At 64.5% G+C, this 26,189-nt stretch carries 10 protein-coding genes; 2 read left to right on the top strand and 8 right to left on the bottom strand.

From position 1 onward, the window contains the following. Positions 1-18: 18 nt before the first annotated feature. Positions 19-2,592 carry a bifunctional diguanylate cyclase/phosphodiesterase gene (locus J3P88_RS14410; protein ID WP_434576051.1) on the top strand — a complete coding sequence of 858 codons (2,574 nt, stop codon included), beginning with the start codon at positions 19-21 and terminating at the stop codon, positions 2,590-2,592. Positions 2,593-2,880: 288 nt separating this feature from the next. Here J3P88_RS14410 and J3P88_RS14405 read toward each other — a convergent pair whose 3' ends face one another. Both J3P88_RS14405 and J3P88_RS14400 read right to left on the bottom strand, forming a co-directional pair. Next, positions 2,881-15,342, bottom strand: coding sequence for a filamentous haemagglutinin family protein (locus tag J3P88_RS14405; protein WP_434576049.1), 12,462 nt, complete (start codon positions 15,340-15,342; stop codon positions 2,881-2,883). A gap of 279 nt (positions 15,343-15,621) precedes the next feature. Beyond that, positions 15,622-16,803, bottom strand: a complete 1,182-nt coding sequence (locus J3P88_RS14400) for a substrate-binding domain-containing protein (protein WP_434576048.1) — start codon at positions 16,801-16,803, stop codon at positions 15,622-15,624. A 499-nt stretch (positions 16,804-17,302) separates the two neighbouring features. Between J3P88_RS14400 and J3P88_RS14395 the strand changes: the two genes are divergently transcribed. Further along, positions 17,303-17,809: a toxin-activating lysine-acyltransferase gene (locus tag J3P88_RS14395; RefSeq protein WP_434576046.1), complete on the top strand. Its 507-nt coding sequence runs from the start codon at positions 17,303-17,305 to the stop codon at positions 17,807-17,809. A gap of 496 nt (positions 17,810-18,305) precedes the next feature. Here the strand turns inward: J3P88_RS14395 and gspF are convergent, their stop codons facing one another. The 6 genes from gspF to gspK all read right to left on the bottom strand — a co-directional run bounded on the left by gspF (position 18,306) and on the right by gspK (position 26,185). After that, entirely contained in the window at positions 18,306-19,517 is a 1,212-nt protein-coding gene (gene gspF / locus J3P88_RS14390) for a type II secretion system inner membrane protein GspF (protein WP_434576044.1), read from the bottom strand. After that, on the bottom strand, positions 19,517-20,935 hold the full coding sequence (gene gspE, locus J3P88_RS14385) for a type II secretion system ATPase GspE (RefSeq protein WP_186728561.1): 1,419 nt from the start codon (positions 20,933-20,935) through the stop codon (positions 19,517-19,519). The genes gspF and gspE overlap by 1 nt, the downstream gene beginning before the upstream one ends. A gap of 169 nt (positions 20,936-21,104) precedes the next feature. Next, entirely contained in the window at positions 21,105-23,471 is a 2,367-nt protein-coding gene (gene gspD / locus J3P88_RS14380) for a type II secretion system secretin GspD (RefSeq protein WP_434576042.1), read from the bottom strand. Further along, positions 23,468-24,037, bottom strand: a complete 570-nt coding sequence (gene gspM, locus J3P88_RS14375) for a type II secretion system protein GspM (protein ID WP_186704914.1) — start codon at positions 24,035-24,037, stop codon at positions 23,468-23,470. Before gspM ends, gspD begins: the two co-directional genes overlap by 4 nt. After that, positions 24,030-25,202, bottom strand: coding sequence for a type II secretion system protein GspL (gene gspL / locus J3P88_RS14370; RefSeq protein WP_434576040.1), 1,173 nt, complete (start codon positions 25,200-25,202; stop codon positions 24,030-24,032). The genes gspM and gspL overlap by 8 nt, the downstream gene beginning before the upstream one ends. Further along, positions 25,199-26,185, bottom strand: coding sequence for a type II secretion system minor pseudopilin GspK (gene gspK, locus J3P88_RS14365; protein WP_434576038.1), 987 nt, complete (start codon positions 26,183-26,185; stop codon positions 25,199-25,201). The genes gspL and gspK overlap by 4 nt, the downstream gene beginning before the upstream one ends. Positions 26,186-26,189: the final 4 nt, after the last annotated feature.

Here is a 26,189-nt window from a genome sequence, read left to right as displayed (position 1 = left end):
TTGGCTGATGACTTTTTTATGACTGAAAATGCTGGCAATGAATCGACTGTCCTTTCCCCGGGCTCGCCAACCCGTAGTTTCACCCGTCGCACGTTCCCGGCCATCATGCTCCTGCTGTTTGTCATGTCCGCACTGGCGATCGCCGTGCTGATTAACATCACCGCGGCCCAGGACCGGCGCGCCCGCGAACAGAGCCTGTTTTTCGCCCAACGGGCCATCGAGGGCATCCGCACCGGCATCGGCCGCGACCTGAGCGACTATTCCAAGTGGAGCGACGCCTACCGGCACCTGCATATCGACGTCGACAAGGAATGGGCCTATGACCAGGAAAACGTCGGCAGCAGCGTGTTTTCGCTCTATGGCTACCAGGCGGTATTTGTCATTTCCCCGACCGGCAAGACCGTTTATTCGGTGATCGATGGCCAGATGAGCGAGGTCGATGCCGACACCTGGCTGACCGGCGACCTGCGAGCACTGCGGAACAAAGCCAGCACGGCGGAAAATCACGACGAAGTGGTCGTCGAGCTGCTGCACCACGACGACGCTCCGGCGTTTGTCGCCGTGTCCGCCATCACCACTGGCACGGACAACAGCGTGGCGCAAATTCCCGGCCCGCCCAGCCTGATGCTCTTCGTCAAGGTCCTGGACCCCGGCGCCCTGGAAAACCTGGCGCGGGACTTCGCCCTGCCCGACGCCCATATCGCCAGGACCCCGGGCCCCGCCGATACCGCCCAGTTGCTGCTCGACGATCTGACCCAAGAGGCCCTGGCGTGGCGACCGCAGACCCCGGGCCAGGATCTGCGCAAAGTCCTGCTGCCGTTGCTGGCCGTGGCGTTACTGGTGCTGGCGATCCTGGCCCTGGCCGTTCTGCGCCACGCCTTGACGATGCTGCGCGCCCAGGAAAGCCAATACGCCAGCCTGCTGGCCCACCGCAAGGCTTTGGAGCGCAGCGAAGAACGTTTCCGCGACATTGCCGAAGTCTCCTCCGACTGGTTGTGGGAGGTCGACTCGACCGGGACGCTGACCTACCTGTCGGAACGCTTCGAACAAGTGACCGGCTTCAGCCCCACGGAATGGCTCGGCAAACCGCTGCACCGGCTGCTCCACCCCCATGGCGGCTCGATCTCGATTGCCCAATGGTTACTCGGCGGCGCCAACAGCCTCTCTTCGGCACCGCTGCTGTGCGAGTACACCGCGCGCAACCAGCGCATCCGCACCTGCAAGCTGTCGGTACGGGCCATCGAAGCCGGCACCTTGGGTTTTCGCGGCACCGCCACGGATATCACCGACGAGTTGCGGGCGCTGGCCCAGATCAAGCACCTCTCCTTGCATGACCCGCTGACCGGGCTGGCCAACCGCAACCGTTTGTTCGATTGCCTTCGCGAACACCTGGATCGACCTGATCGCCCGCCCCTGGTGCTGCTGAACCTGGACATGGACCGATTCAAGCCGGTCAACGACTCCCTGGGCCATGCCGTGGGCGATAAAGTGCTCAGGGAAGTGGCGCATATCCTCCAGCAAAACGTCCGTGGAACCGATCTGGTGGCGCGCCTGGGCGGTGATGAGTTTGTCATTGTCATGCCCGATCCCGGCGATCCCGACGATCTCGATCAACTCTGTGCACGACTGATCGACTGCATGCAACGGCCCATGCACCTGGACGGCAACACGCTGTACCTGGGGGTGAGCATCGGCGTCGCCTGGTCGCGGCCCGGTGACGAACGGGCCGATGAGCTGTTGCGCCACGCCGACATCGCCTTGTATGCGGCCAAGGCGGCGGGCCGCAACACCTGGCGCGTGTATGTGGAAGCCATGGGCAACCTGGCCCGCGACCGGCGGCAATACGAGCAGCAACTGCGCAACGCCATGCAACACGACCAACTGGAACTGCGCTACTTGCCTCGCTTCGACGTGATCGCCGAGCAACTGCACGGTTTCGAAGCCCAGATCTTCTGGCACCACCCCGAAAAGGGTGAGCTGGGTGGGGCCGACTTCATCCCCGTGGCCGAAACCTCGGGTCAGTTGGAAGAACTGGGCACCTGGGTCTTGATCAACGTCTGTGAAGAAGCCGTGACCTGGCCGAGCGATGTCAATGTCTCTCTCGCGGTTTCACCCCGGTGGTTCAACAGCAGCTTCCTGCTCAATCAGGTGCAGGAGTCGCTCGAAACGAGTGGCCTGGCGCCTCACCGGTTAACCTTGGAAGTGGCCGAAGGGGTGCTGCTGGCCGACCACAAGGCCGTCGCTGCCACCCTCCATGCGCTCAAGGATCTTGGGGTGCGGATCAACATCGATAAGTTCGGCACCAACATCGCCTCCCTGCGGGAGGTGCTGGACCAGCCGTTCGATGGCATCCGCTTCGATCGCAACATCCTCTCGCAGTTGGGCCTGGAGGACGACAAGGAAGGTGTCCTGGCGATGATCCGGTTGAGCCGCAGCGTCGGGCTCATGGTCACCGCCGAGGGTATCGAAAACGCCCGGCAATTCAGCCAACTGCGCAACGTGGCCTGCGACCATGTCCAAGGTCCCTACTTCGGCGCGGCACTGCCCCGCTCGGAAATGGCCTCGTTCTTCACTACGCCGAGGTGGCTGTAACCCGCCGCTCCACCGCTATCGCGAGCAGGCTCGCTCCCACAAAGGGGCCTGTGTCGTACCCAAACCTCAAGGTCACCCAATAACCCTGTGGGAGCGGGCTTGCTCGCGAAGGCGGTGGACCTGCTGGCATATATGTTGGCTGTGCCGCCGTCTTCGCGAGCAAGCCCGCTCCCACACTGAGACCTGCGGTGCATGCAAAAGCTCATGAACACCGCAGTCCCCCCTTGTGGGAGCGGGCTTGCTCGCGAAGACGGCGGCACTGCCAACATCACCGCAAGCTGAATTCCCCTACAAACTCAACCGCCCCCGCTCCTCCTCCGTCAGCCGCTGGCGGCTCTGTTCATCCAAAGGCCCCGCGCCCAGGACCTGGACCGGGCTGGCCGGGTCGTAGGCCCGTGGGGCTTCGCGACTGGCGCCATCGCGGGACGGGGCCAGTTGCTCGGAGCCAAAGCTCACCACCTGCACGGTGAACACCGACGCCTGGTTCTGCCGCGCGGCGTTCTGTTGCTGACGGGCCACATCCTCAGCCGCCTGCGTCGCCGAAGACGCCGCCGAGCTGGCCGAGGTGATGGCCCCGGTGTTCACCGAAGCCGCCAACGGCACGCCGGTGGACTTGCCCTGGGTCTGGATGTTGGCCGCGTTCACCACGGTCAAGGCCGCGATATTGACGTTACCCGACACCCGGATCCCCGCCTCGCCCGCATCGATGGTGCCCAACGGCGCGATCAGGTCGATGTCTCCCGGCGTCACTTCGGCAATCGGGTTGAGGGTGGCGATACCCGCGCCGGTACTCGGTACCGATGGCGACAAGGTGACGTTGCCCCAAGTGTCATACACGCGCCTTGGCGGCGTGTAGACCACCGTCGTCTTCGAACCACGCCCGGCGTTGATATCGCCCCCGGCCGACCAGCCGAGGATCGAACCGCCAAAGGTGGTCATGATCCGGCTCTGGCCCAGCAAAATGCTGCCTTGGGCGTACAACTGAATGTCACCCCGGCCTTGGGTGATGACCCCGGCCGAGGCCGGTGGCGCGTCACCTTCGATCCCGAATACCTGCTGCCCGCCCGGGGTCAGCACCTGGATATCGCCGCCAAAGTCGGTGTGGATCCCCGAACCGCCGTAGAGCGTGATGTCACCGTCGTAGCGAATGGTGTTGCCCGCCACATCCTTGCTGGGGAACAACGCTTCGATCGCCTCGCGACCCCGACGGTAACTGCCACTGCGCTCGCCACCGACGGTGTTGTATTCACGCCCCCCGGCCTTGAGTTCGGCGAAGTAGATCTTCCGGGCGAAGACGTTCTGCTGTTCCGTCGGCAGGCCGGCGAAAAACGCCAGGGCCTGGTCTTCGCCAGCGCTGTAGCCGAAGCGTTGACTCAGCCACTGGTTGAGTTCGCCGCGATAATCTTTCAGCGCCGCGCCTGGTTGCAGGTACCGCGCCAGCAAACCCCGATAGTTCGGCCCCTGGGGGCCAGCCCCGGCAATCAGCGCGATCGAGGCGCCACCGTCACGGACCTGCGCCGCCGGGTCGACATTGCCAATGCTGTTGAAGCCGCTCTCCTGGTACAACTGCCCCACGCCCGGGCCCGACCCGTACAGGTTGCGCCCGGCACTGACCTCCAGCAGGCCGGGACCGGCAATATTAAAGGTGCTCAGGCGGATGTCACGCCCCGCGGAAACCTGGGAAATTTCATCGCTTCGACTGTGCACGATCAAGTTACCGGTGGATTGCCCGCCAGCCGAACCACTGACGGCAGCAGGCACATCAGTCGCGGTGTTCAACGGCAAGCCGGAGTTGACAATGTCACGCCCAGCCATCACTCGCAGCGGGCCGCTGCCTTCGTAGCGCACCTCGTCACCCGACGCTGGATAACGAATCACTTCGCCGGTCCGCAGGCCGACGATATCGCCCTTCACCGCATAAAAACGCACCGGCTCGCGCCGGGTATACGGCTGGACGCTGAAGGTATTGGCGCCAAAACTGAATAACGGGAATTCGCTCGGCCCGACATAGACCCCAGTGCCGTAATTATCATAGTTCGGATTGCTGTTGATCCCGCTGTAGCCGGCGAAGGCCGGGCGCAACGGACTGGACAACAGGGCCGGATCGGCCCCCGACTGCGTGACCGCATAACCGCCGGCATAAATCGAATCGGCGGCGATCAGTTGCAACTCGGCATTGGCCGAGGGCGCGGTCATCAACGAGAACCCCGATGCCACGTCACTGACGCCACGGGCCGATGGTCCGTAGTAAAGGCTGCCATTGGCGGCGACGGCCCGCAGGATCGAGGGGTAGACAAAACGTCCGCCGGAGACTGAGGCATTGAGACCGGCCAGTTTTTCAATGGCGACGATGGGCGTCAGGTTACCGCCGACACTAAACAGGTCGATGGCGGTATTGCCGGTCCACAGGGAGAATTGGCTCAGGCCGCCGCCACTGCGATAGGCACCTTCGCGGTCGGTGTAGCCGGTGGAGTTCTGCATCAACACCCGTCCCGGATCGCCCACTCCCTGCAACACCAGGTCGCCACGGCTGTCCAGGCTGACGCCGGCATCCCCCGGCATCAGGGTCACGCCGCCGCGAGCGGTGGCCATGGTGGAAACGTAAGCGTCATAGGCCCGAGACTCTTTCGGATCCTGGAAAGCGTCATAGCTGCCGTAGGTCAGGCCCAACGCTCCGATCGCTCCAGCCTGCAACTGCAATGAACCGCGCAGGTTGGCCAGCATCCCGTTCAGATCAGCCGCCGCGCTGACACTCTCTCGTGCCGCCTGGGAAGGGTTGAGTTCACCGCCGATGCGCAACCGCAGGTCGCCGCCACCGGTCAACACCAGGCTGCCATCGGCGGCAACCCGGCCACTGCTGCCCACGGCCAGCACCAGCCCCTGGCTGCGCTCCACATCGGCGCCCAGGACACCGAGTTGTTGGGAAATCAAGCCGGCGTCGCCGCCCACATCGACGCTCAGGTTGCCGCCGCCCAACGTGCCGATCCCGGTAAAGCCCGTCAGGTAGGGATCTCCTGCCTCGGTGGAAGGCTGCTGGGCGAAGGTGCCGAAGTTGATCCACCACGCGGTAGGGATTTGCGCGGCCGGATCGGCCGTGGTGCCTGTGCCTTGGCGCCATAACCAGTTGCCCATTGCCGCAGACGTGTTCTGTGCCCCACTGCCGACGTTTCTCTTGGAGAACGAATCGCCGTGCAGGTCACCGCCCACCGTCAGCTTGAGGTTACCGCCTTGCTCCGGGTACCAGGCCTGGTAAGCGCCACCGGTGGTGAGCGATTCATAGGCGGCACCCGCAGTGCCCAGCACACTGCCATCGGGTTGTCGGCCACGGGCCTGCTGATAGGGGTCGTTGGCGCCCGGCGCCAACGAGGCCGACTGGGTGCCGGCGGTGTAGACCCCGAACAGCGACCGCATAGTGAAATCACCGGCACTGAGCAGTTCCAGATCGCCGGTCCCGGTGCGCAAGACGCTGAACAGCTGGCTGCCGGGAGTGACCTTGGTGCGGATCGGCTCCGGAGGGTTGTCGGGAACCACAGCCAACACGCACCAGTCAGGAAACCAGGTGCAGAAATCCAGCGCATCAGGCGGCACAGGCTCCCCTGGTACACCATAATTGTTGGTCGGAGACCAGACCAAAACCGTTTTGGGCGGTGCTGGGATACATTCACCTGGAATCCAGGTGCAAAAATCCAACATATCGGGTGGTACGGGCTCTCCTGGCACGCCGATATTGCTGCCTGGCGCCCAAACCAGCCCCGTTCCGCCCCCCCCTCCGCCACCGCCACCGGTCTGCTCGCGCTTGGCCAGGTAATGCCCATCGGCCAATTGCAAATTGCCCGCCTCTGCATGAGGGCGGGTGATGCGGGTATCAGCCGCCTCGGTATCGGCCCCCGCCACCCAACGCATCGACCAGGATTGCGAGCCGTCCGGCAGCAGGCTTGCGACCGCCCAATTTCGGCCCTGGATACCGTTATCGACCGGGCGCAATTCGATCAGGTCGACCCCCTCGGCCAGCTTGACATCGGTACCGGAAGGAATCAGCGCGCCGGAGCCCAACGCCAGGGCGCTACGCAACGTCAGCCCGCTGCCCGGCACTGCGACCCCCTTGGGCCAGGTGCCGTCCTTGACGGTTATGCCCATCGGCAGGCGGGTACCGGCTTCCAGGCGCGTGTCGACCGGCAAGCTGACCGCCTCTTTGAGCAAGGCGCCGGCGGCATACAGGAGGTTGCCGCTGGCATCGCGGATGGCGGCCTGCAACAGCGTACCCGCCGGCAGGTTCAGTGCCTCGCCCAGGCTCAGCGTGGTCGGCAGCTCAAGCCCCGCCGGCAGGCTGCCACCCTTGAAGGGCACGTCATAGTTGAGCAGGCTGCCGGCCGGATACAGGGTGCCCTCGGCCAATTCGACACCGGCACCCGGCACCACCAGGTCAGCACCGAACGGCTGTTTCCCAGCGATCAGCAACCAGCCATTGCCATCGGTGCGCAACGTCGGGTCGCCGGCGTCTGGCGGCGCGAAACCATCGTTGATGCTGCCATAGATGTTCAGGTTGCCACCGGCGCGCACCACCAGGTTGCCCGCCTCGCCGGAGCCATACACATCGGTCTTTTGCGTATGACGGTTGAGGCTGGCGTAGCGATAACCGGACAGGTCCAGGTCACCCTCCACTACCAGGTCGCCGTCCGGTGTCTTGCTGAGGATTTCCACGCCGGGCCGCAGGTGCAGCGCATCGGCGTAAGCCGCATTGTTCAGCCCGGCCAGTTTGCCGTTGAGCAGATTGCCATTGACCAGCGCGGCCTTGATGAACGCCTCGCTGTCATTGTGTTTGTCGTTCAGGTATCGCTGATCGATCACTTGATAAGGCCGCCCATCCACCGCCGGCACGGTGCCGTCACGGGCATCGGTGTAGCGGGCGATCGCGTTGACGTTGATGGAACGCGCGCCGAGCACCGACACGTTGCCGGAGGCATCGATGGCGATATCGCCGTACCGTGGATCATCGACCCGCAGCCGCGGGGCATTGAGCTCCAGGGTGCCACGGGCCCGGCCGTCATATTGTCCCGGGCCATTGCCCAGCGGCGCCCCGGTGCCGTGGCGCAGGTCCAGGCGCGCACCGCGGGCCAGGGTCAACTGGCCGTCCCCGGAGTTGAGTTCGATCAGCGCCCGGTTGGGGCTGTCGATGATTTTGCCGTAGCTGTCGACCCGCAAAATGCTGCCGTGGGTATCGAGCAGCGCGCTGCCGGCGACGGTCAGCCCGTGTTTCGCCGCCAGACGGATACTCCCGACCGCTTGCCCGCTGGCATCGACAGTGCCGAGCACGGTCAGGCTGCCGTTGTCCACCGAGACATTGATGGCATTGGCCTTGAGTTCGTTGCCGATCACCAGGTCGCCTTGCTTGAGTTGGAAGCTGCGCGAGCCAAACACTTGGTCACGGTTCAGCCGCCCGTTCAGCGCAGCGAAATCCCCCAGGGTTTGCCCGCGCAGGTCCACCGCGCCGCTGGCATAGGGCACCAGGGTGCCGCCGGCGTTATAGGTGCCGGTGGCGGAACCGAGGATGCGGCCTTGCAGGTCGATCAGGCCGGCATCGGGGTCGAGGGCGATCGCACTGAGCAGGCCGGCGCGGTTGTTGCGGGCGCTGAGGTCGACGGTCGAACCGGCGGCCTGACGGATATTGCCGGTGCGGCTGTCGAGAAACAGATCACCGCCCCAACTGTATTTGCGCACATCGTTGAGCACCACCTCGCGCCCGGCCAGGTCGATCCGGGCGTTGTCACCCAGCACCACGTCACCGCTGGCGCCGAGGGTGAGCTTGCCGCTGGGCAGGCGGACCGTGCCGTCGAGCAACAGACTGCCGGCCTGTAGCTGCAACTCAGCCCCCAGCGCCGCGTTCTCGACGGCTGCGGCCGACACCCCGGCAATGCCCGCCACCGTCAGCGCGCCACCGGCGGTGATGCGGTTGACCGAGCCTGCCTCGCCGGTCCACAGCGGTGTGTTCACCCGCAGGTCGCCGCCGCTGTAGCTGTAGCCTTTGCCGCTGACATAGTCGCCACGGGACTGGTACACCTGCAACGCGCCTTTGTGGTTGGCGGTGATGCGCTGGCTGGCGGTGAGGTTGACCTGGCTGAAGCCCAGCGTGAGGCGCTGCGGGTTGTCGAGGTTGTTGGCCTGGGCATTCGGGCCGTAACCGAATTCCAGCACCTGGGCCTGGATATCCAGCACCCCGCTGCCGTTGCCAGGTCCGGCCAGCAGCGGCGCGCCGGCCGGCGTCAGCGCACCGTTCCACACCAGGGTGCCGGTGCGAATGCTGGCATGGTCACCGGCCGCGCCGTAGCCGTAGATCGCCGGCGTGCCGAGGACCAGCCGCTGGAGGCTGGACTTGCCCGTCAAGGGGTCCAGGGTGCTGAGCTCGACGCTTTCGTAGAAGTTCACCGAATCCCGGGCATTGAGCACCAGGTTTTCCAGGGCGGGCGCGCCCTTGAGGCGATCGCCGCGCAGCAGGCGGTCAAGCACCTGCTGGTTGAGGGTCAGCCCCTTGGGCAGCGCCTGGCGTTGTTGGGCCGCCGCCAGCGCCTGGGCCGAACCGATGTTGATCGCGCCCACCGCCAGCGTCAGGTTGCGCGTGCCGAAGCGCACCGACTCATCGAGGTTGAAGGCATTGTCGGTCGCCGCGGTGATGGTGCCTTGGGAATAGAGTTCGGTGGTGCCGCTGCAATGGCCGGTGTCGCATTGGCCGATCAGGATCGAGCCCGGACCTCTTCCCGAAGCGCCCGCAGAGGGCGGCAGCACATCGAGCCAGCCGTTGGACACCGCCAGCAAGCTGTTCAGGCCCGGGTCGTAGACGAAACCGCTGCGGGAATCGAACGGTGCGCTGCCTTGGCCCAGGGTATTGATGCTTGCCCCCTGCTCGACCACGATGGCACCGGCCTTGACGTTAGTGGCAAGGAACACCTCACCGGCCTTGAGGCTGCTGCCCTGGCGCAGAACGATGTCGGACAGCGTCGAGTTGAAGGTCACCAGATTGCCGCCCTGGCCGTAGATGACGCCGGGCAGCATCCCGATCGACAGGCGCGGAGCCTGTAGAGCATTGAGCGCCTGATCATGGAGCGAGGCACCGGCGAACCCTGCCGTGGCCTGTTGGCCGACCGGCAGCACTTCGAGGCGGGTGGCGTCGGCGAAAATGCCGACGCTGCCGCCCAGGCCGCCCTCGGCCGGTTTGAAACGGGCTGTTCCGTTGAATCGGAACGTCTCGGCAGGGTCGCCCACCCCTTTGAATTTGAGCTTGAGGGTCTTGCCATCGGCCTCGATCATCGCCCGCGGCACGCCTTTGAGCGTGGCGTCGGCCTTGGCGAACGCTGCGTAGCCGGTTTCGTTGTATTGCGAATAACGCCGCAGCACGGCCGCCGAGGTCAGGATCACTTGGCTGGACAGCGCATCGCGAATATTGCTATGGGCAATCGACAACCCTCCCGAGGTGGCCCAGGAGCCGTTGCGCATGGCCAGGCTGCTGGCCATTCTTCCGCTGCCAGCCAGGCCATTGAGTTCGACCCGGAACGCTCCCGGTAACAAGGCATAAGTCGAGGGCAGCAAGGTGTAGGTGCCCGCCGGCAGGCCTGGAACACCCGCGTCCAGGGTAATGCGCTGGCCGATCAGCGGATCGCGCGCCCCGGCCTCCCCTGACGGCGGCGCATAGCCGCGCTGGTCGCCGGGGACGATGGCGTACACCGGGTTGGTGTCCAACCCCGGCAGTACCAGGCTACCGTCCGCACCGATCTGCACCAACGGGTTGTAGCGCGCGTCGGTAGAGCCGCCCCGCCCGGAAATGAAACCGGCACCGGCCAATTCGCCGCCACCGGACAGATCCAGCACCGCACCGGGTTGCACGTCGATGCTGTGGCCGATCATCGAGACGCCCACCGACAACACGTTGACCGACGTGCTGCCCCCCGCGCCGATCAATTGGACGTCCTTGCCGTTGTAGCGATAGGACAAGCCGTCGACCGTGCCGCCATAAGGCATGTTCAAACCGGCCCCGCTGACCGACGTGACACTGCCCGGCAACAACTTCAAGGTCTGGATATCGCCCCCTTCTTCGCCCAGGCTGAGCAGCCCCAACGGTGCCCGCAGCACGCCGCCCTGCAATAAGGTGCCGGCGTCCAGGCTCAGCGAACCGAACACCGAATACGGTTGGGCCGGCAACGTGTCGGTGGTACGCCCGATCCGCAGGGTCGAATCGGCGGTGGTCTTGACCCGCGCCGTGGCCCCCGTGGTCGGATAGATCTGCGCAGCCAGCAGGGTCAGGTCGGCGTTGCTGAGTAGTTGCGTGGCCGTACTCTCGATATTCAGCGGCGAGCCGCCAAGAAAACGCAGGTCGCCCCGGCTGCTCAACTGCGCCTGGGCAAAACCGCGACGATCGACCTCCAGGGCCGGGCCCTGCTGGCGCGCCAGCACGCCATGGGCGCCCAGGGTCAAGACGTCGCGCAGGTCCAGCAGATCGGCATTGACCTGCAATTGGGCGGCACTGTCCTGCACCGACAGACCACCCTGGATAGTCGGGCGTACATGCACGTCGGCGCCTCGCGCCGCGGCCCCGGCCAGACGCACATAAGGGGCGTTCAAGGCTATCCGGCTGTCACCCGGCGCGCCCTCGGCCAGCGCCAGGGAGCCGGTATAGATTTGCAGGCTCTGCGCCAGGTTCAGGTTCACATCACCGGCGAACGACAGGATGCCGTTGCTGAGCAAGGTCAGGTTGGCGAACCCACCGCGGCTGACTTTATCGACGTCCAGGCGGCCCTGGCCGTAGCTCATCAGGCCATCGGTGGCAGCGCTGCCGGTGCCCCGGGACAGGATCAACTCACGCGGCACCCGCACCTGATCGTCCACCGTCGAGCGATCGTAAAGCGGGGTTTCCAGCGCCACCGACAGGCTGCCACCGGCAGCGCCCACACCGCCGGAAGCCGCCTGGAACTCGCCGTCCAGACGCAAGCCATTGTTCGAACTCAAGGCGATGCTGCCGCCCGCGCTGCTCAGCGTCGTGGCGCCTTGGCCACGGATATCCAGCTCGGCCTGGGCGCCGTTGGCCAACAGCCGCGCGCCCTGCTTCACCACCACGAACAGGTCCGGCGCGCTGGCCGTGCCTTTGTCGGTGTCGACGCTGCCACCGATGACAATGCTGCCGGCGTCATCCACCCGGCCGTAACGCCGGTCCTGGGCATCCACTGCCGTGACCGCGCGGGCCGAGACGTCCAGCCGTGCATGTTCGCCCAAAAGGATCGAACGCTGATGGGGACGTTCGACCACCGGAATATCCGTCAACCCCGCCGGCTTGATCTGGGTCAGCAGGATTTTCCCGCCCCAAGCATCGAGTTGCCCGTCGACGCTCAACTGACCAACGCTGGCCAGGCTCAGAGTGCTGCCTGGATCGACACTGATCCGCGCGCCCGTACCGACCACCAGCGCCGCCGTTTCCCGCTCGCTGGCGGTGGACAGGATGCTGCCGGCCTGCAGGCTCAGGTTCGCGCCCTTGCGCTGGCTCAACACGCCTTTGATCGCATCCTGCTGGTACAGCTCAGGGGTCCAGAGCGACAACAGCGTCTGCGGGTCACTGCCGGTCGCTGCGTCCTGAAGGTTATCGCCGAAGTGGTACACCGGCATGCTGACGTCCAGCTGGGTGCCATCGCTGACGGTCAGTCCCTGGTTACCGGTAATGTCGTAGGCCGAGAAGCCCTTGTTGAAGAAGTCATTGCCCAACACCAGGCCGGCGTCGGCGTCCGCCACTGGGTGGTCGCTGAGGGTCACCTTGCCGGCCTGCACGCTCAGGCGTCCGCCGCCATTGACCCCATGGCCGCGCAGCTCACCGTCGAGGCTCAGCACCCCTTCGCCGGCGGACGTATTGGCGTTGGCCGCCAGGGTCAGGTTACCGCCCTTGCCACCCCGTTGCTTGCCATCGGCCAGCAGCGCGGCGCCCGATGAAACATCGATCAGGCTGCCGCTCGCCAGCGTCAGGTCGCCGCTGCTGCGCAGGGACACGTTGCCGCCATTGAGGAACGGCAGCGCGCTGCTGTCATTCGGATTGTGCAGTTGATTGCTCCAGAGGCCACGGGTATCGAGGGTCACGCCCTTGCCCACGCGAACGGCGGCGCGACTGCCGTCAACGGCATCGATCCGGGTGTCCTCGATCCGGGCGCTCTCACTGATTTGCTGCAACACGTTGCCCAGGGCAATCTCGCCGCCCCGCGCCGTCAGGTTGGCGTCGACCTGGACCTGCGGCCCGTACAGGGTAATGCTGCCGGCCGGCGCGACCTGCAGGTCTCCTTCGACCTTGATGCTGCCGGTGGCGGCGATCTTCACGGCGCCAAGGCCGAAGCCGTTGAGCTGTTCACTGTTCAGGTACAGGCGGCCTTCGCGCCCTTCAGCCACGGTGTCCTGGAGCCCCACTCCGGCCGCGAGGGATTGATCCTCGGTCCCGAGGACGATGTCCTGCAGCGTGCCGGCATTGGCGCGCAAGGCGTATTGCAGGGTACCGCTGCTTTTCACGTAGTAAGGCACGTAGTTGCCAACGATCAGTTGCGCGCCACGGGCCACCGCCTTCGCCGACTGGTTGTAACCGTCCAGCCCGACCTGGGCGGCCTGCACCTGGCGGTCGCTCTGGAAGGTGTCGCCGACCACCTGGCCTTCCAGCACGGCGTTGCGCGTGCCGATCACCAGGGAGCCGGCATCGCGACCGACGCTGTAGCCCTGCTCGAAACGTTCCCGGGGTGCGATCAGCGGACTGTAGTAGAACCGGCTCTGGCCCCAACGCGTACTGTGATCCTCGTAACCCTGGTACACCCCTTCATAGAGGATGTCGCCAGGGGCGCTGGAGATTTCATACAGTCGCCCGTTCGCACCCTTGAGCCAGCTTTGCTTGACCATGCCGGACTGCACATCGAGGGTGCCGCCGGACAGGTTGATCTGCGAGCCCTTCTGCGTCACCACATCGTTACCGCTGAAGGACACCGTACCGCCCTGGGCCATCCACTCACCCACGCTGTGCACGCGGGTGCCCAGGTAGCCGCTGACCTCCAGCAGGCCACCGGCGGTGTACCAGCGATCCGTCGCGTAGCCGTTGGTTCCGGCGGGCACGAACACCAGGTCGCGGGTGTCGACCCACACGTCCTTGCTGTTCAGGCCGCCCTTGTCGCGGTTACCGGGGGCGTCGCGCTGTTCGTTGCCCTGGACGTTGATCTTGATGCTGTTGGATTCCATCGCCACCTTGACGCCCAGCGCACCGGACACGTCGATGACCGCGCCATCGCCGACCCGACTGCGCTGGGTCGCGCGGACGCCGACCTGGCCACCGCTGGCGAGGGTGATCGAGCCTTTCTGGAAGTCGACGGTGCCGGCGCTGTCGATGGCGATCAACGACTGGTCGCGGCGATAGCCGTCGACCGCGACGATAGGCGAAGTGTTTGCACTGGGCGGTTGCAGCAGACCATTGCGCTGGCTGTCCAGGGCACTGCTGCTATCGAGCAGGATCGCACTGGTGGCGCCCTCGCCCAGGGTCACGCTGCGACTGGCGGTCAGGTGCAGGGTGCCGCGCGAATCCACCGAGGTACTGGCCAGCGCCACGCCGTTTTGCCGCACGTCCTGGCCGGTCAGGCTCACGTCGCCCAATGCTGCCTGCAGCAGGCCGCTGTTGCTGACTTCGCCCGTGCCGCTGGCGACCACCTGATTGCCGCGCACCGACGATTGCGCATTACCGTCGGTGCCTTGGCCTTTCTTGATCACGAAATCACTGCCGGCGGCCAGCGCGACCTGGCCCTTCTGGGCGCTGATGGTCCCGGCATTGTCCACTTCGTTGCCCAGCAACAGCACATAACCGCCACCGGCGGTGGAGCTGGCAGGCGCGTGGGTTTCGATCCGCGCGCCCTGCTCGACCCGCACCTTGCCGCCGGCGTTGGTGAAGGTCGGCGCCGCGCCGGGGCTGTAAAGGCCATTGTTCTTGAACTGGTTGTCGTCGAACGCGGTGGCGGCGGCCACCAGGTTGCGCACGTTGATCTGACTGCTGCCGCTGAAAACGATGCCGTTCTGGTTGAGGATCAACACCGTGCCATTGGCCTTGATCGCACCTTGGACCTGGCTCGGCGAGGTCGCGTTATTGACCCGGTTGAGCACCGCCCAGTCGGCGTTCTGCTGGAAATTGACGGTGGTATCGCGCCCGACGTTGAAAGTGTCCCAGTTGATGATCGCCTTGTCGGCCGTCTGCTTGATCGAGACCTGGGTCTTGCCGCCCGCCTCGGTCTGCACCGGCGCCTCGACGTTGCTGAAGACCGGTTTGCCATCGGCGCCGATCACCAGGTTCAGGCCATTGCCACCCAGGCCGTTATGAATGGTTTGCGGGTTGGCGAAGGCTGACGCACGGCCCGCCGCCTGCAAGGCCTGCTGCGCGGCGATCGCCGCCACCGTGTTGTTGAGGTTGCTCAGCGAGCGCTGCAATTGCTGGTTGGCCGTCTGCTGTTGCGCCAGCGGTGGCGGCGCGCCTGGAACCTGCCCGCCCGGGCGAGCGGCATGAGTAGCCTGGGCCGCGCCCTTGGCGGCAAACCAGCTCGAACTGAAAGCCGCCGGCTGCGCGGCCTGGGCCGTGCCCGTGAGCACCAGCAAGCCAATCGCCTGGGCCAGGGGGGTCAGGTACAACGCGCCCTGCTCCAGTACCGAGCGAGAGGATTCAGGGGCGAAGCCGCGAGGCGTCGGTTTCGAAGTTTTTTTAGACAGACGCATCACTATCCGATCCTTTTCCCAAAGCACAGAGTTAGGTCACACAGCCGCCCCGAGGTGGCCGTATCGATACCTGATAGGCGGTTACAACGGTGCGCGACCGAACGCTTGTCATACAAAGTTCATCTGCGTGCTGGCCGGGCAGCGAAATCCTCCGGAACAGCGACGCGCGCACGGTTTCCAGGCGCAGAAAAACAACATCGGCAGCGCCAACCTGGCCGCTACCGATGCTGTTTTCAGAGTGGCCACATCCTGCGGCCTGAGCGGCTTCCTGCGTGCGGCTTACAAACGACCTTTGCCGTTGCAGACGCTGATGTTGGCGATATCCAGGCCGTCGCCATAGGCGTTGTCGAGGAAGGTTTTCTTGATTTCGCCAGCCAGGTTGGTCGGTGTGGCGCTGGTGCCAGGGACGATGGCGAAGGCGTGGGCGTTGATGACGGTGTTTTTGGTGCCGGTGTACAGGCTGGTCAGGAAGTTGCGGATGGCGGTGGCATCGGCAGCGGTCTTGTAGCACTGACCCACGAGCAGGTTGGTGTAACCCACGATCGGGTACTGGTTGGCACCAGTGGGAACAGCGGTGTCATTGGCGGCGGAACCGAAGGTAGGCACCCACTTCAATGGGTTGGCACGATCGGTAGCGGTAGCCGGGATTGGCGCGGTACCCAGGGCGGCGGTGGTGTTGGCCAGGCTTGGCAGTGGCGCGGTGCCGGCGGCTACGGCGTTCTTGCTGACGCGAGCAACCACGGCGTTGTTGTTGGGAGAAACAAAGTCAGGGCTGACATAACCGATGGCGCCATTGGTGGCGTTGACCGCGGTCACCACGTCAGCACTGCCGGCAACGGCTTGCCAGTTGGCAGGCTCGGCGCCTACTTTGGCAGTGGTAAAGGTGCTGCTGACACCGAACTGGGTAGGGCAGGAATCATTCAGGAAGCGGGCGAACAATTCGGTGGTGCCGCTGCTGCCGGAACGGTAGATGACCTTGATCGGGGTGGCGTCGCTGTTACCCAGGATCGGGCCCCAGGTGGTCACGGTGCCGGAGAAAATGTCACACAGTTGGGCACCGGTCAGTTGCAGGGTGGTGGTGCCGGTTTTTTTGTACGGAACGGTGACCGAAGTGCCTACCGATGGAATCTGGATCAGTTTGCCGAAGGTGGCACCGAAGGCGTTGTTGTAGTTGGTCAGGTCAGTCTGGTTGATGACCGAGTCGCTACCGGCGAAGTCAACCGGGGTACCGGCAGGCTGGTTGATCGAAGCAGGTGCGTTGGTCAGGAAAGCCGTCTTGCCGGCGCCGCTGCCGACACCGGTGTAGCTGAAGTCTGTCGGCAACAGACGTGGCAGAGGCGAAGCGCCGTTGTAGAGTCTCTCAGGCAGGGTGGCACCGCCACCGACAACCGCGGCCATCGATTGGGCCGAAGCCAGGGCGGCTACTGCCAGGGACGCTGCGATCATAGTGCGCTTAAACATGAAGAATCTCCTTTCGTCGTGTTCGTACGTAGGTTGAGTGACGCATGCTTGCCGTCATGGCGCTCGGTCCTGTGCCGATGGCGATGGGGTGAGGCCATGGGTTAGAAATTCGCAGCTTCCGGTGACAGATAAAGGAAAAAACCTCGGGAGCCGAGGGTTGTTTTTCGAGTTTTTTCCTCGGGTGTTCGAGGGCTCTGGACCGGGCATCCAGGCGGATTTTCCAGGAGGACGGCAAGGGCTGGCCGTGGAGGTGGCGGCGCACGGTTGCCGGGCGGCGGAAGATGACAGAACGAGGAACCCGAGTTCGGCAACGGGAAGGCTCGGGAGGTGAGGCTATACAGGAAAAAACTTAACGATGAACCCCTACACCTGTAGGGTCGTCAGCAATCGGTTTTCGACGCTAATGTATCCATCAATAGTTTCCACCATGCTTGTGCAGCTGGAATTCTCGTGGCATCCGGGAGCGTCGGATGGAGTCACTAAGGCTAGGAGCCTTTTCATGTCAATGACAAACCGTTTTCGTCTGGTTACTCAGTGCCTAAACAACACTATTGAAAAGAAGGCCGCAGCACTCGGCTATGCCAACTTGATTATGTTCATGTGTAGCCGTTCTCATACGTTTCAGATGCGTACACTGCATTTTTGGTTGGTACCCGCGATTGATCATCAGCAGATTGTGTTTTTCTTTGACTCCACAGCAAGGCCTATGGGCTATGTTACGTGGGCATATCTAGCACCGGATGCTGAGCAGCGAATGCTGACGGATCCCAACTTTCTGCTGCACCCGTCGGAATGGAATGAAGGGGGGCGGACGTGGATAATCGATTTTTGTTTTCCCAGTGGCGGCGCTAAAGATGCCATCAGTACCTTAAAGACAATATTTCGAAGGAACAATATCCCTCAAGTATTTTGGGCACGCAGGAACTTTGATTTCACAATCAAGAAAACCAGATGCTATAGCCTGTCGAAATCATCGACGGACGGGCTGAGCGTATCAATCTCATGAAAAAAATAATTGCCATTCTAGTTTCATTATTGTTCGGCATTTCTATAGGTGTGATCGCTGATCACTGGGAGTTAAATTTATACATTAAAGGCTTGGTCATTGGACTTGCAGTACATGCATCATTTTGTTTTTTTGGAATTAATCAAAAAAGATCAAAACAAACATAACTGAAATTTATTCATTTAAAGGCAGGACATCGACATGAGAGATCTCACCGAAGAAGAACAACTTATGATTTTCGGCACAGGCAACACCGTTGTCTCAGCAGAAACGGTAGGAGCGTCAATCGGAGCAGGTGTTGGAAGTAGATTCGGAGGCGCAGGCGCCGCAGTGGGTGGCATTGTAGGCGGGGCGATGGGTAACTTTGTGGGTGGCCTCTCCAACGTCAAGCCGATGCCTAGGAGTCAGATTCCTGTCGCTGGAATACCTCCAGCAGGAAGTTTTGGTGGTTTTGGTGGTCTTGGAGCGACCGGAGCGTAGTTTCAGCGTTGACGATTCATTGAACCAACTGGTTGATCTCAATGATCGGCAACAATACAGCCATGACAATGACCAGCACCACGCCGCCCATGACCACGATCATCAGCGGCTCCAACAGTGCGGTCATGCCCATGGCGCGGCGCTCGATGTCGCGGGACAGGGTTTGCGCGGCGCGTTCGAGCATCGGTGGCAGGCAGCCGGTTTTCTCGCCGCTGGCGATCAGGTGGATCAGCACCGGCGGGAAGACTTTTTCCACCCGCAGCGCCGCCGCCAGGTTGACCCCTTCGCGGACCTTGGCCGTGGCCTCGCTGACGCTCTGGCTCAGGCGGTCGTTGGACAACGTCTGGCGCGCCGCTTCGAGGGCTCGCAGCAACGGCACCCCGGCGCCGCCAAGAATCGCCAGGGTGGAAGCAAACCGCGCGGTGTTGAGGCCCAGTACAAAACGCCCGATCAGCGGCAGGCGCAACACCCGCGCGTGCCAGTTCAACCGTGCCGCCGGTTTGCGCAGGTACAGCCGCCAACTCCAGAAGCCCCCGGCCAATACCCCAAAACACAACCAACCCCAGGCGCGAATGAAGTCACTGGCGGTGAGCATCGCCACGGTCAGCCCGGGCAGGTCTTGCCGGGCCTGGGAAAATGCGCTGACCACCTGGGGCACCACATAGCTGAGGAGGAAAATCACGATGGCGACCGACACCAGCCCCACCACCCCGGGATAGATGAACGCCGTGAGAATCTTGCCCCGCAGGTTGTTGCGTTCCTCGATGTAGTCGGCCAGCCGCTCCATCACCTGGGCCAAATCGCCGGACTCTTCGCCCGCGGCAATAAGCGCTCGATAGATTTCTGGGAAGTCCCGCGGCCGCGCCGCCAGGGCTTCGGCCAGGCGCATGCCGCTGCGCACATCGGCGCGCACCGCGCTCAGGGTCTGGGCGATGTGCTTGCGCTCGGCCTGTTCCACCGTGGCGCTCAACGCCGCTTCCAGCGGCAGGCTGGCTCCCAGCAGGCTCGCCAGTTGGCGGGTAGCCCAGGCCAGGTCGTTGTCCGAAAGCTTGGCGCTGAACAAACCACCGCCGCTGGTCTGCGCCGTGTTGCGCTCGAGCTGCACCTGCAAGGCGGTCAAGCCGCGACTGCGCAACAGGTTGAAAGCGGCGCCTTGGCTGTCGGCTTCCAAGTGTCCAGACTCGATTTTGCCCTGGGCGTCGGCGGCCTCGAAACGGTAGCGATTCATCAGGCGTCCCGTGTTACGCGCAGGATTTCTTCAGGGGCCGTGGTGCCACTGCGCACCCAACGCTCGCCGTCCTCGCGCATGCTGAACATGCCAGCCTGGCGGGCGGCGGCGCGCAGTGCCTGCTCCCCTGCCCCTTGGTGGATCAGCGTGCGAATGTCGTCGTCAATGCAGAACAATTCATGGATACCCGTGCGGCCGCTGTAGCCGGTCTGGTTACACGTTGGGCACCCCACCGGACGCCAGGTGCCGGGCGTCGCCGGGTCGGGTTGCTTGCACTGCGGGCAGAGCCTGCGCACCAGTCGCTGGGCCAGCACGCCGAGCATCGACGAGGCCAGCAGGAATGGCTCGACGCCCATGTCGATCAAGCGGTTGATGGCCGACACCGCGTCGTTGGTGTGCAACGTCGCCAGCACCAAGTGACCGGTCAGGGAGGCCTGCACGGCGATTTGCGCGGTTTCCAGGTCGCGGATTTCACCGATCATGATGATGTCCGGGTCCTGGCGCAGGATCGCCCGCAACGCCAGGGCGAAGGTCATGTCGATCTTGGCGTTGACCTGGATCTGGCTGATGCCTGGCAAGTCGTACTCCACCGGGTCTTCCACGGTGAGGATGTTGTGCACGCTGGCATCCAGCCGGGCCAGGGCGGCGTAGAGGCTGGTGGTCTTGCCGCTGCCGGTGGGGCCGGTGACCAGGACGATGCCGTGGGGCTGGCGGATGAGGTGATCGAGCTTGCCCAGCACGCCCGGGTCCATCCCCAGGGTTTCCAGCTGCAGGCGTCCGGCCTGCTTGTCCAGCAAGCGCATCACCACCCGCTCGCCATGGCCGGTGGGCACCGTCGAGACGCGGATATCGATCGGGCGCCCGGCCACGCGCAGGGCGATCCGGCCGTCCTGGGGCAGGCGTTTTTCGGCGATGTCGAGCTGGGCCATGATCTTGATCCGCGACACCAGGGCGCCGTGCAGGGCCTTGCGCGGCGAAACCACATCCCGCAGGGTGCCGTCGACGCGGTAGCGCACCACCGAATGGCTCTCGTAGGGTTCGATGTGGATGTCGCTGGCCTCGTCCCGGGCAGCCTGGGTCAGCAAGGCGTTGATCATGCGGATCACCGGCGCGCCGTCCTGGGTGTCCAGCAGGTCGGTGATCTCGGGGATGTCCTGCATCAGCCGGTCGAGGTCGACTTCGTTTTCCGCCGCGCCCACGACTGCGGCAGCGCTGCCGGTGTCGGCATAGGCGCTGTTGAGCAAGCCGTCGAGTTCATCGTCGCGCACCCGTTCCAGCCGCACCTCACCGAACTGACGGCGCACTTCACTGATGGACCAGCCCGGCGTGGACGGGCATACCATCAACACCGCGCCGTCTTCGGACTGGCGCAACACCAGGCGCTGGGCCTTGGCCCAGGCGTATGGGAGGGTGGTCATGCCGACACCTCCTCTCTGACTGACATGGCTCCTGTGGCGAGGGAGCTTGCTCCCGCTGGGTTGCGAAGCGACCCCAAACAGGTTGAATGCGATCTGCCTGACGCACCGAGGCGCCAGGTTTCGGGTCTGCTGCGCAGCCCAGCGGGAGCAAGCTCCCTCGCCACGGTGCTCATTGTCCTACCGGCTCCGTTGCCGGCACCGCCTTGATCACCGCCCTGGGCGTTTGCAAGCTCACCGGCGCGGCGCCCGGAATCGCCCGGGCCGAGGCCGGCAGTTGCGGCGCCTGGACGTCCGGCAGTGCCCAGCTGCGCTCCGGTTGCAACAGGCCCTGGGCGCGGCGCATGAAGTCGTAGCGATTGAGGGTGATGCCGCGCCCCGCCGCCGTGTCGCGGATGATATAGGGCCGCAGGAACACCATCAGGTTGGTCTTGGTGACCTGCCGCCGTTCGTTGCGAAACAGCGCGCCGATCCCGGGAATCGTCGACAGCCAAGGCACCGCGTCGTTGCTCTGGCTGTAACCATCCTGCAGCAGCCCGCCCAGGACCATGATCTGCCCGTCGTCGAGCAGGATGCTGGTGTCGATGGCGCGCTTGTTGGTGACGATGCCCGTGGTACTCGAAGCGCGGTTGTCGACGCTGCTGACTTCCTGATAGATATCGAGCTTGACCGTCCCGCCTTCGGAAATCTGCGGCCGGACGTTGAGCTTCAAGCCCACCTCTTCACGGGTCACGGTCTGGAACGGGTTGTTGCTGGTACCGCCCCCGCCGGTGACATAGCTGCCGCTGACGAACGGAATGGTCTGGCCCACGAAAATGCTCGCCGCTTCGTTGTCCAGGGTCAGCAGGTTCGGCGTCGACAGCACGTTGGTGCCGCCCTTGCTCTTCAAGGCCCGGGCCAGGACCTTGAGGTCGAGGATCTTGCCGATGCCGGGAATGTCCACGGTGCCGTTGACCAAGCCCAGGTTCAGGCCCTGGGGCAACACGTCGATGCTGGTCTTGCCATTGAGGTTGAGCCCCGTGCCGCCGAGATTGACCCCGCCGATCACGCCACTGCCGCCAAGGTTGCCGGTCTGCCATTGCACACCGAATTCGCTGGCGTCGTCCTCGCCGACCTCGACGATCAGGCTCTCGATCACCACTTGGGCGCGACGCTGGTCCAGCAGGTCGATGACTTCCCGCAGGTTGCGGTACAGCGGGTCCGGCGCGGAGATCAGCAAGGTGTTGGTGGTGGCGTCGGCCTGGATGGTCACGCCGCCGGCGCTGAAGGCGGTGCCCTGCTCACTGTTCGTCGACGTCGTGCTGGGGGAACCGTTGCTGCCCTGGGCGTAGCCATTGCCGCTGCTCGACACACTGCCGCTGGTGGTGCTGCTGGTGCCGTCGCCACTGCTGCCCTGCCCGCCCTGGCCGTTGGTGCTGGCGCCCATGCCGCTGAGCACCGAGCGCGAGTTGTCGTTGCCCTCGCCTTCGCTTTCCCCGGTGAGCAAGCCGCGCAGGGCCTGGGCCAGTTTGCCGGCCTGGGCGTTGCGCAGGTACACCACGTGCAGGTTGCTCGGGTTGTTCTGGGCGTTGTCGAGTTTGTAGATCAGGTTGCGCGCCAGCTCCGTGCGCTCGGGGCTGCCGGCGCGAATGATGATGGAATTGGAGCGCGGGTCGCCGATCACGTTGATCTTCTGGGTCTGGTCGCCGCCCTGGGTTTCCAGCAGGTCAGAGACCATTTGCGCGATGTCGACGGCGATGCCGTTGTGGATGGGCACCACGTCGGTGTCGATGGCGCTTGGGGTGTCGATGCCTTCGATGAGCTGCGCCACCCGCGACAGGTTCTCGGCGTAATCGGTGACGACAATGGTGTTATTGCCCGGGTAGGCATTGATCGGGTTGTTCGGCGACACGATCGGGCGCAGCACCGGGATCAGGTTCACGGCGTTTTCGTATTGCAGGCGGAAGGTGCGGGTCAGCATGCCGTTGCCGGCCGGTTTGTCGGCGCTGTAGATCGGCCCACCCAGCAGCTTGGCATCCGCCTCCGGCACCACCTGGGCCACGCCGCCGACGTCGACCACGCTGAAACCTTGCATGCGCAGCGCGGCCAGCAGCATGTCGTAGGCCTGGTGGGCCGGGACCTGGCCCTCGGAGACCAGCGTCAGGTTGCCCTTGACCCGCGGGTCCACCAGGAACTGTTGGCCGGTGGAACGGGACAAGGCCCGCACCACCGCCTGGATGTCCGCCTCGACGAAATTCAGCGTCACCGGTTGATCCCCCAGGGGCGTGCGCGCCGACGCATTGCCGCGCGGCTCTCGGGCACGGGCGGTGAGGTCGACTTGATGCCGCACTGCCGGCTTGCGTTCACGCCCGTCCTGGGCCCGCTGGCGATCGAGCAATGCATCGCCGCTGCGCTGGGTACTTCCCAACGGAATCCCCAGTTCGCTGTCCACCAGCAACGGTGGCTGCGACGCGGGCGGCGTGCTGTTGCAGGCACTCAACGCCAGCAACAACAGCGGTGCAGCCTTGCGCCAATGACGTGGGTATCGGGCCCCTTTCATGAAGCTTCCTTAGCGCTGTGCGCCTGATCCATACGAACGGTTCCGGACAAGGTGCCGGCGCTGTTGTCGTGGTTGTCGAGGGTGTCGGTATTGGCCGGGACGGAACGCTGCAAACGAGCCTCGATCACCTCCAGGGAGAATTGCCGTGGGTTACCCAGCAGCCAACTGATGACCGCCTCCGCCGGGGCCTGGTCGAACGTAAGCTGCCAGGCACCGGGGCCCTCGGACATTTGCAATTGGTAGTGCTGGCTCAAGCCGCTGGCGTCCAGGCTCTGGCGCAAGGCGGCTTCGAGGGGCTGGTCTTGGGCAGGCCCCGCGACGTCACGCAACAGCACCTCAAGGGCTTCGGTCTGTGAGCGCAGCTTCGGGGTTTCGGCTTGCCAATAGGCGATGGTCTTCAGCGGCGGCTGGATCAGTGCGAGCCAGACCAGACAGCCACCCAGCACCAGCGCAGCCAGGGCCACGGCGGCTTGTTCGCGGGCGGCAAGCCCCTGCCAGAACGTGCGCAATTGCGTGCGAAAGGTTTGCCAACGGACCCGCGCCAGGGCCAGGGAGTGCTTATTCATCGTCGGCTTCCGGGGTTTCGTCGGGGGCGTCCTGGCCCGCTGGAGCCACGCGTAGGACCCAGCCCTGGTCGACGGCGGCGATGTCGATGCCGGCCTGGGCCAGGGGGATTTTCCAATCATCGTCGGCGGCGGGCTTCTGCGCCTCGGCCACGACATTCAGGCGCAACTCACCGTTCTCGAACGCCAGCGCCTGGACATTGCCGCTCATGAACGGCATGGCGCTGCCCGCCTGCTGCACCAGGCTGGCAAAGCGTTGGGCCGGGTCAGTCGCCGCGCCGCTCTGGCGCGCTGCGATTTGCTGGCGCGCCTGCTGCAGCGGGTTGAGAATCACCGGCAATTCGGGAAACGCCTGCTTCACTCGCTGGCTCATCTGCGCCTTGAGCCGTTGGCCCTGGGCCGCTTCGCGGGCGGCGTAGAGGTTCAGCCCGACCACCCACACCGCCAGCGCTATCGCGCAGATTGCCGCCGCCCGCCCCCAACCACCGCGCTCGGCCGCGCTGCGGGAAAGGCCGGCATGCAAGCCCCAACCCGGCGCAGGGCCAATCCAGCGTTGGCTGTCAGCCAAGGGGTCGAGGGAAGATTGCGGTGGAACTTTGCCCACCCAATGCAGCCCGCTCCCCATTTCCAGGAGCCACTCGTCCAGCGCCTCCTCCTGCAACGGTTGCACCACGGCGTGCTGCAGGCCATGGCGCACCAGCAGATGATCGTCCTCGATACAGGCCACCGGCCCCGGCAGCACCGGCAAGGCGTAGGCCGCCGGGTAGAGGCCACTTAGCTTCAAACCGGCCTGCTGCACCAGCCGCCCCAGGTGGGCGAGGGATTCACGGTCCAGCCAGGCGATCTGCACCTGCCCGTCGACGTCACGCGGACCGTGGGCCACCTGCATCTGTTCGCTGGCACCGAGCATCAAGGCCTGGGCCGCGCACGTCACCGCTGCGGTGATCTTGGCCGCCGGCAACAGCGGCAACTCCAGGCGGGTCAGCAAGCTGTCGCGGGGATGAAGGAAGCATTCCACTGATAGATTTTTACTGCCCTGGCCCAACGCCCGCAGGCTGCTTTGGCCTTGCTCGCGGACCTGGCCCTGGCGATCCAGCCAGGCAAACGCCACCACACTGTCGAGATCCAGGCTGCCCAGCGGCGCCAGGCCAATGCGCAAGCGGGTCATACGCCCACCCTTGACCAGATCACCTGGGGCAAGCGGTCCTCGCTGCGTTGCAGCAACGCCTCCAGTTCGACCCGGCGCTGACCACTGCGCGCCTGGCCCCTCAGGCGAAACCAGTCGCTGGTGATACCGACCTTGACGTTGGCGGTGTCCAATTCGGGCATGCGCAGGCGATTGACGAAGTCCCCGCGGTTGATAAACCAATGGCCACCGTCGCGTTCCCTGACCAGCGCCTCGGCCCGTTGCAGCGACAGCCCCGGCACGTAGGCGGCCAACACCGGGGCGCTGGCGGTGTTGCCGTTGATCCAGGTGTTGGCCGGCAAGATCGTCACGTACGGCGCCAGGGTGTCCAGCAACCGAGGGGTGACGCCCTTGACGCTGCGCAAGTCTTGCAAGGTGCGCAGCATCGGGCGCGTTGGTGAAAGCGGCTTGTTGGCGGCCAACGGCGACGTTTCGCGGCCGCTGTCGAAGGTATTGCCCTGTGGTGCCTGGTCCGACCGCTGCGGATTCAACAAGCGCGGATACGCCTCGACCACCCGTTCGACGATGCGCGTACGGACCGTCGCGGCCACACCCAACTGCTGGCACAGGCGTTCGAACGCTTGCACTTGTTCCTCGTCCACGCGCTCATTGGCGACGAGGTTGCGCAGGTTGAACTTGCCTTGTTCGTCTTCCAACTGGCCTTCGAACGGCGTGTCGATTTGATCCGAACCCGGCATCACGATGGGTTTCGCCCAAGGTTGGCCGAAACGCGTCAGGGGATCGCGCTGACGAGCGTCCCAGAGCAGTTGGCGACCCAGTTGCAAACCGCCCTGCAAGCGCGCCGTACCCTGGACGCGCAACTGCTCCGCTTCCAGGCTGCGGGTGAACAGGGTCTGGCGGGTCAACATGCCCCCGGCGATCACCGCCACCACAGCGGCGATCAGCAAGGCACTGATCACCGCCATGCCGCGCTGCTTCGCCGCGAGGGGCGAATCCGTTCGCATCACG

Origin of the sequence: Pseudomonas sp. Z3-6 (genome assembly GCF_051131985.1) — a bacterium.
Lineage (GTDB): Bacteria > Pseudomonadota > Gammaproteobacteria > Pseudomonadales > Pseudomonadaceae > Aquipseudomonas > Aquipseudomonas zanjanensis.
The sequence above is the reverse complement of the archived record's forward strand: the minus strand, read 5'-3'. Positions and strand labels throughout refer to the sequence as shown.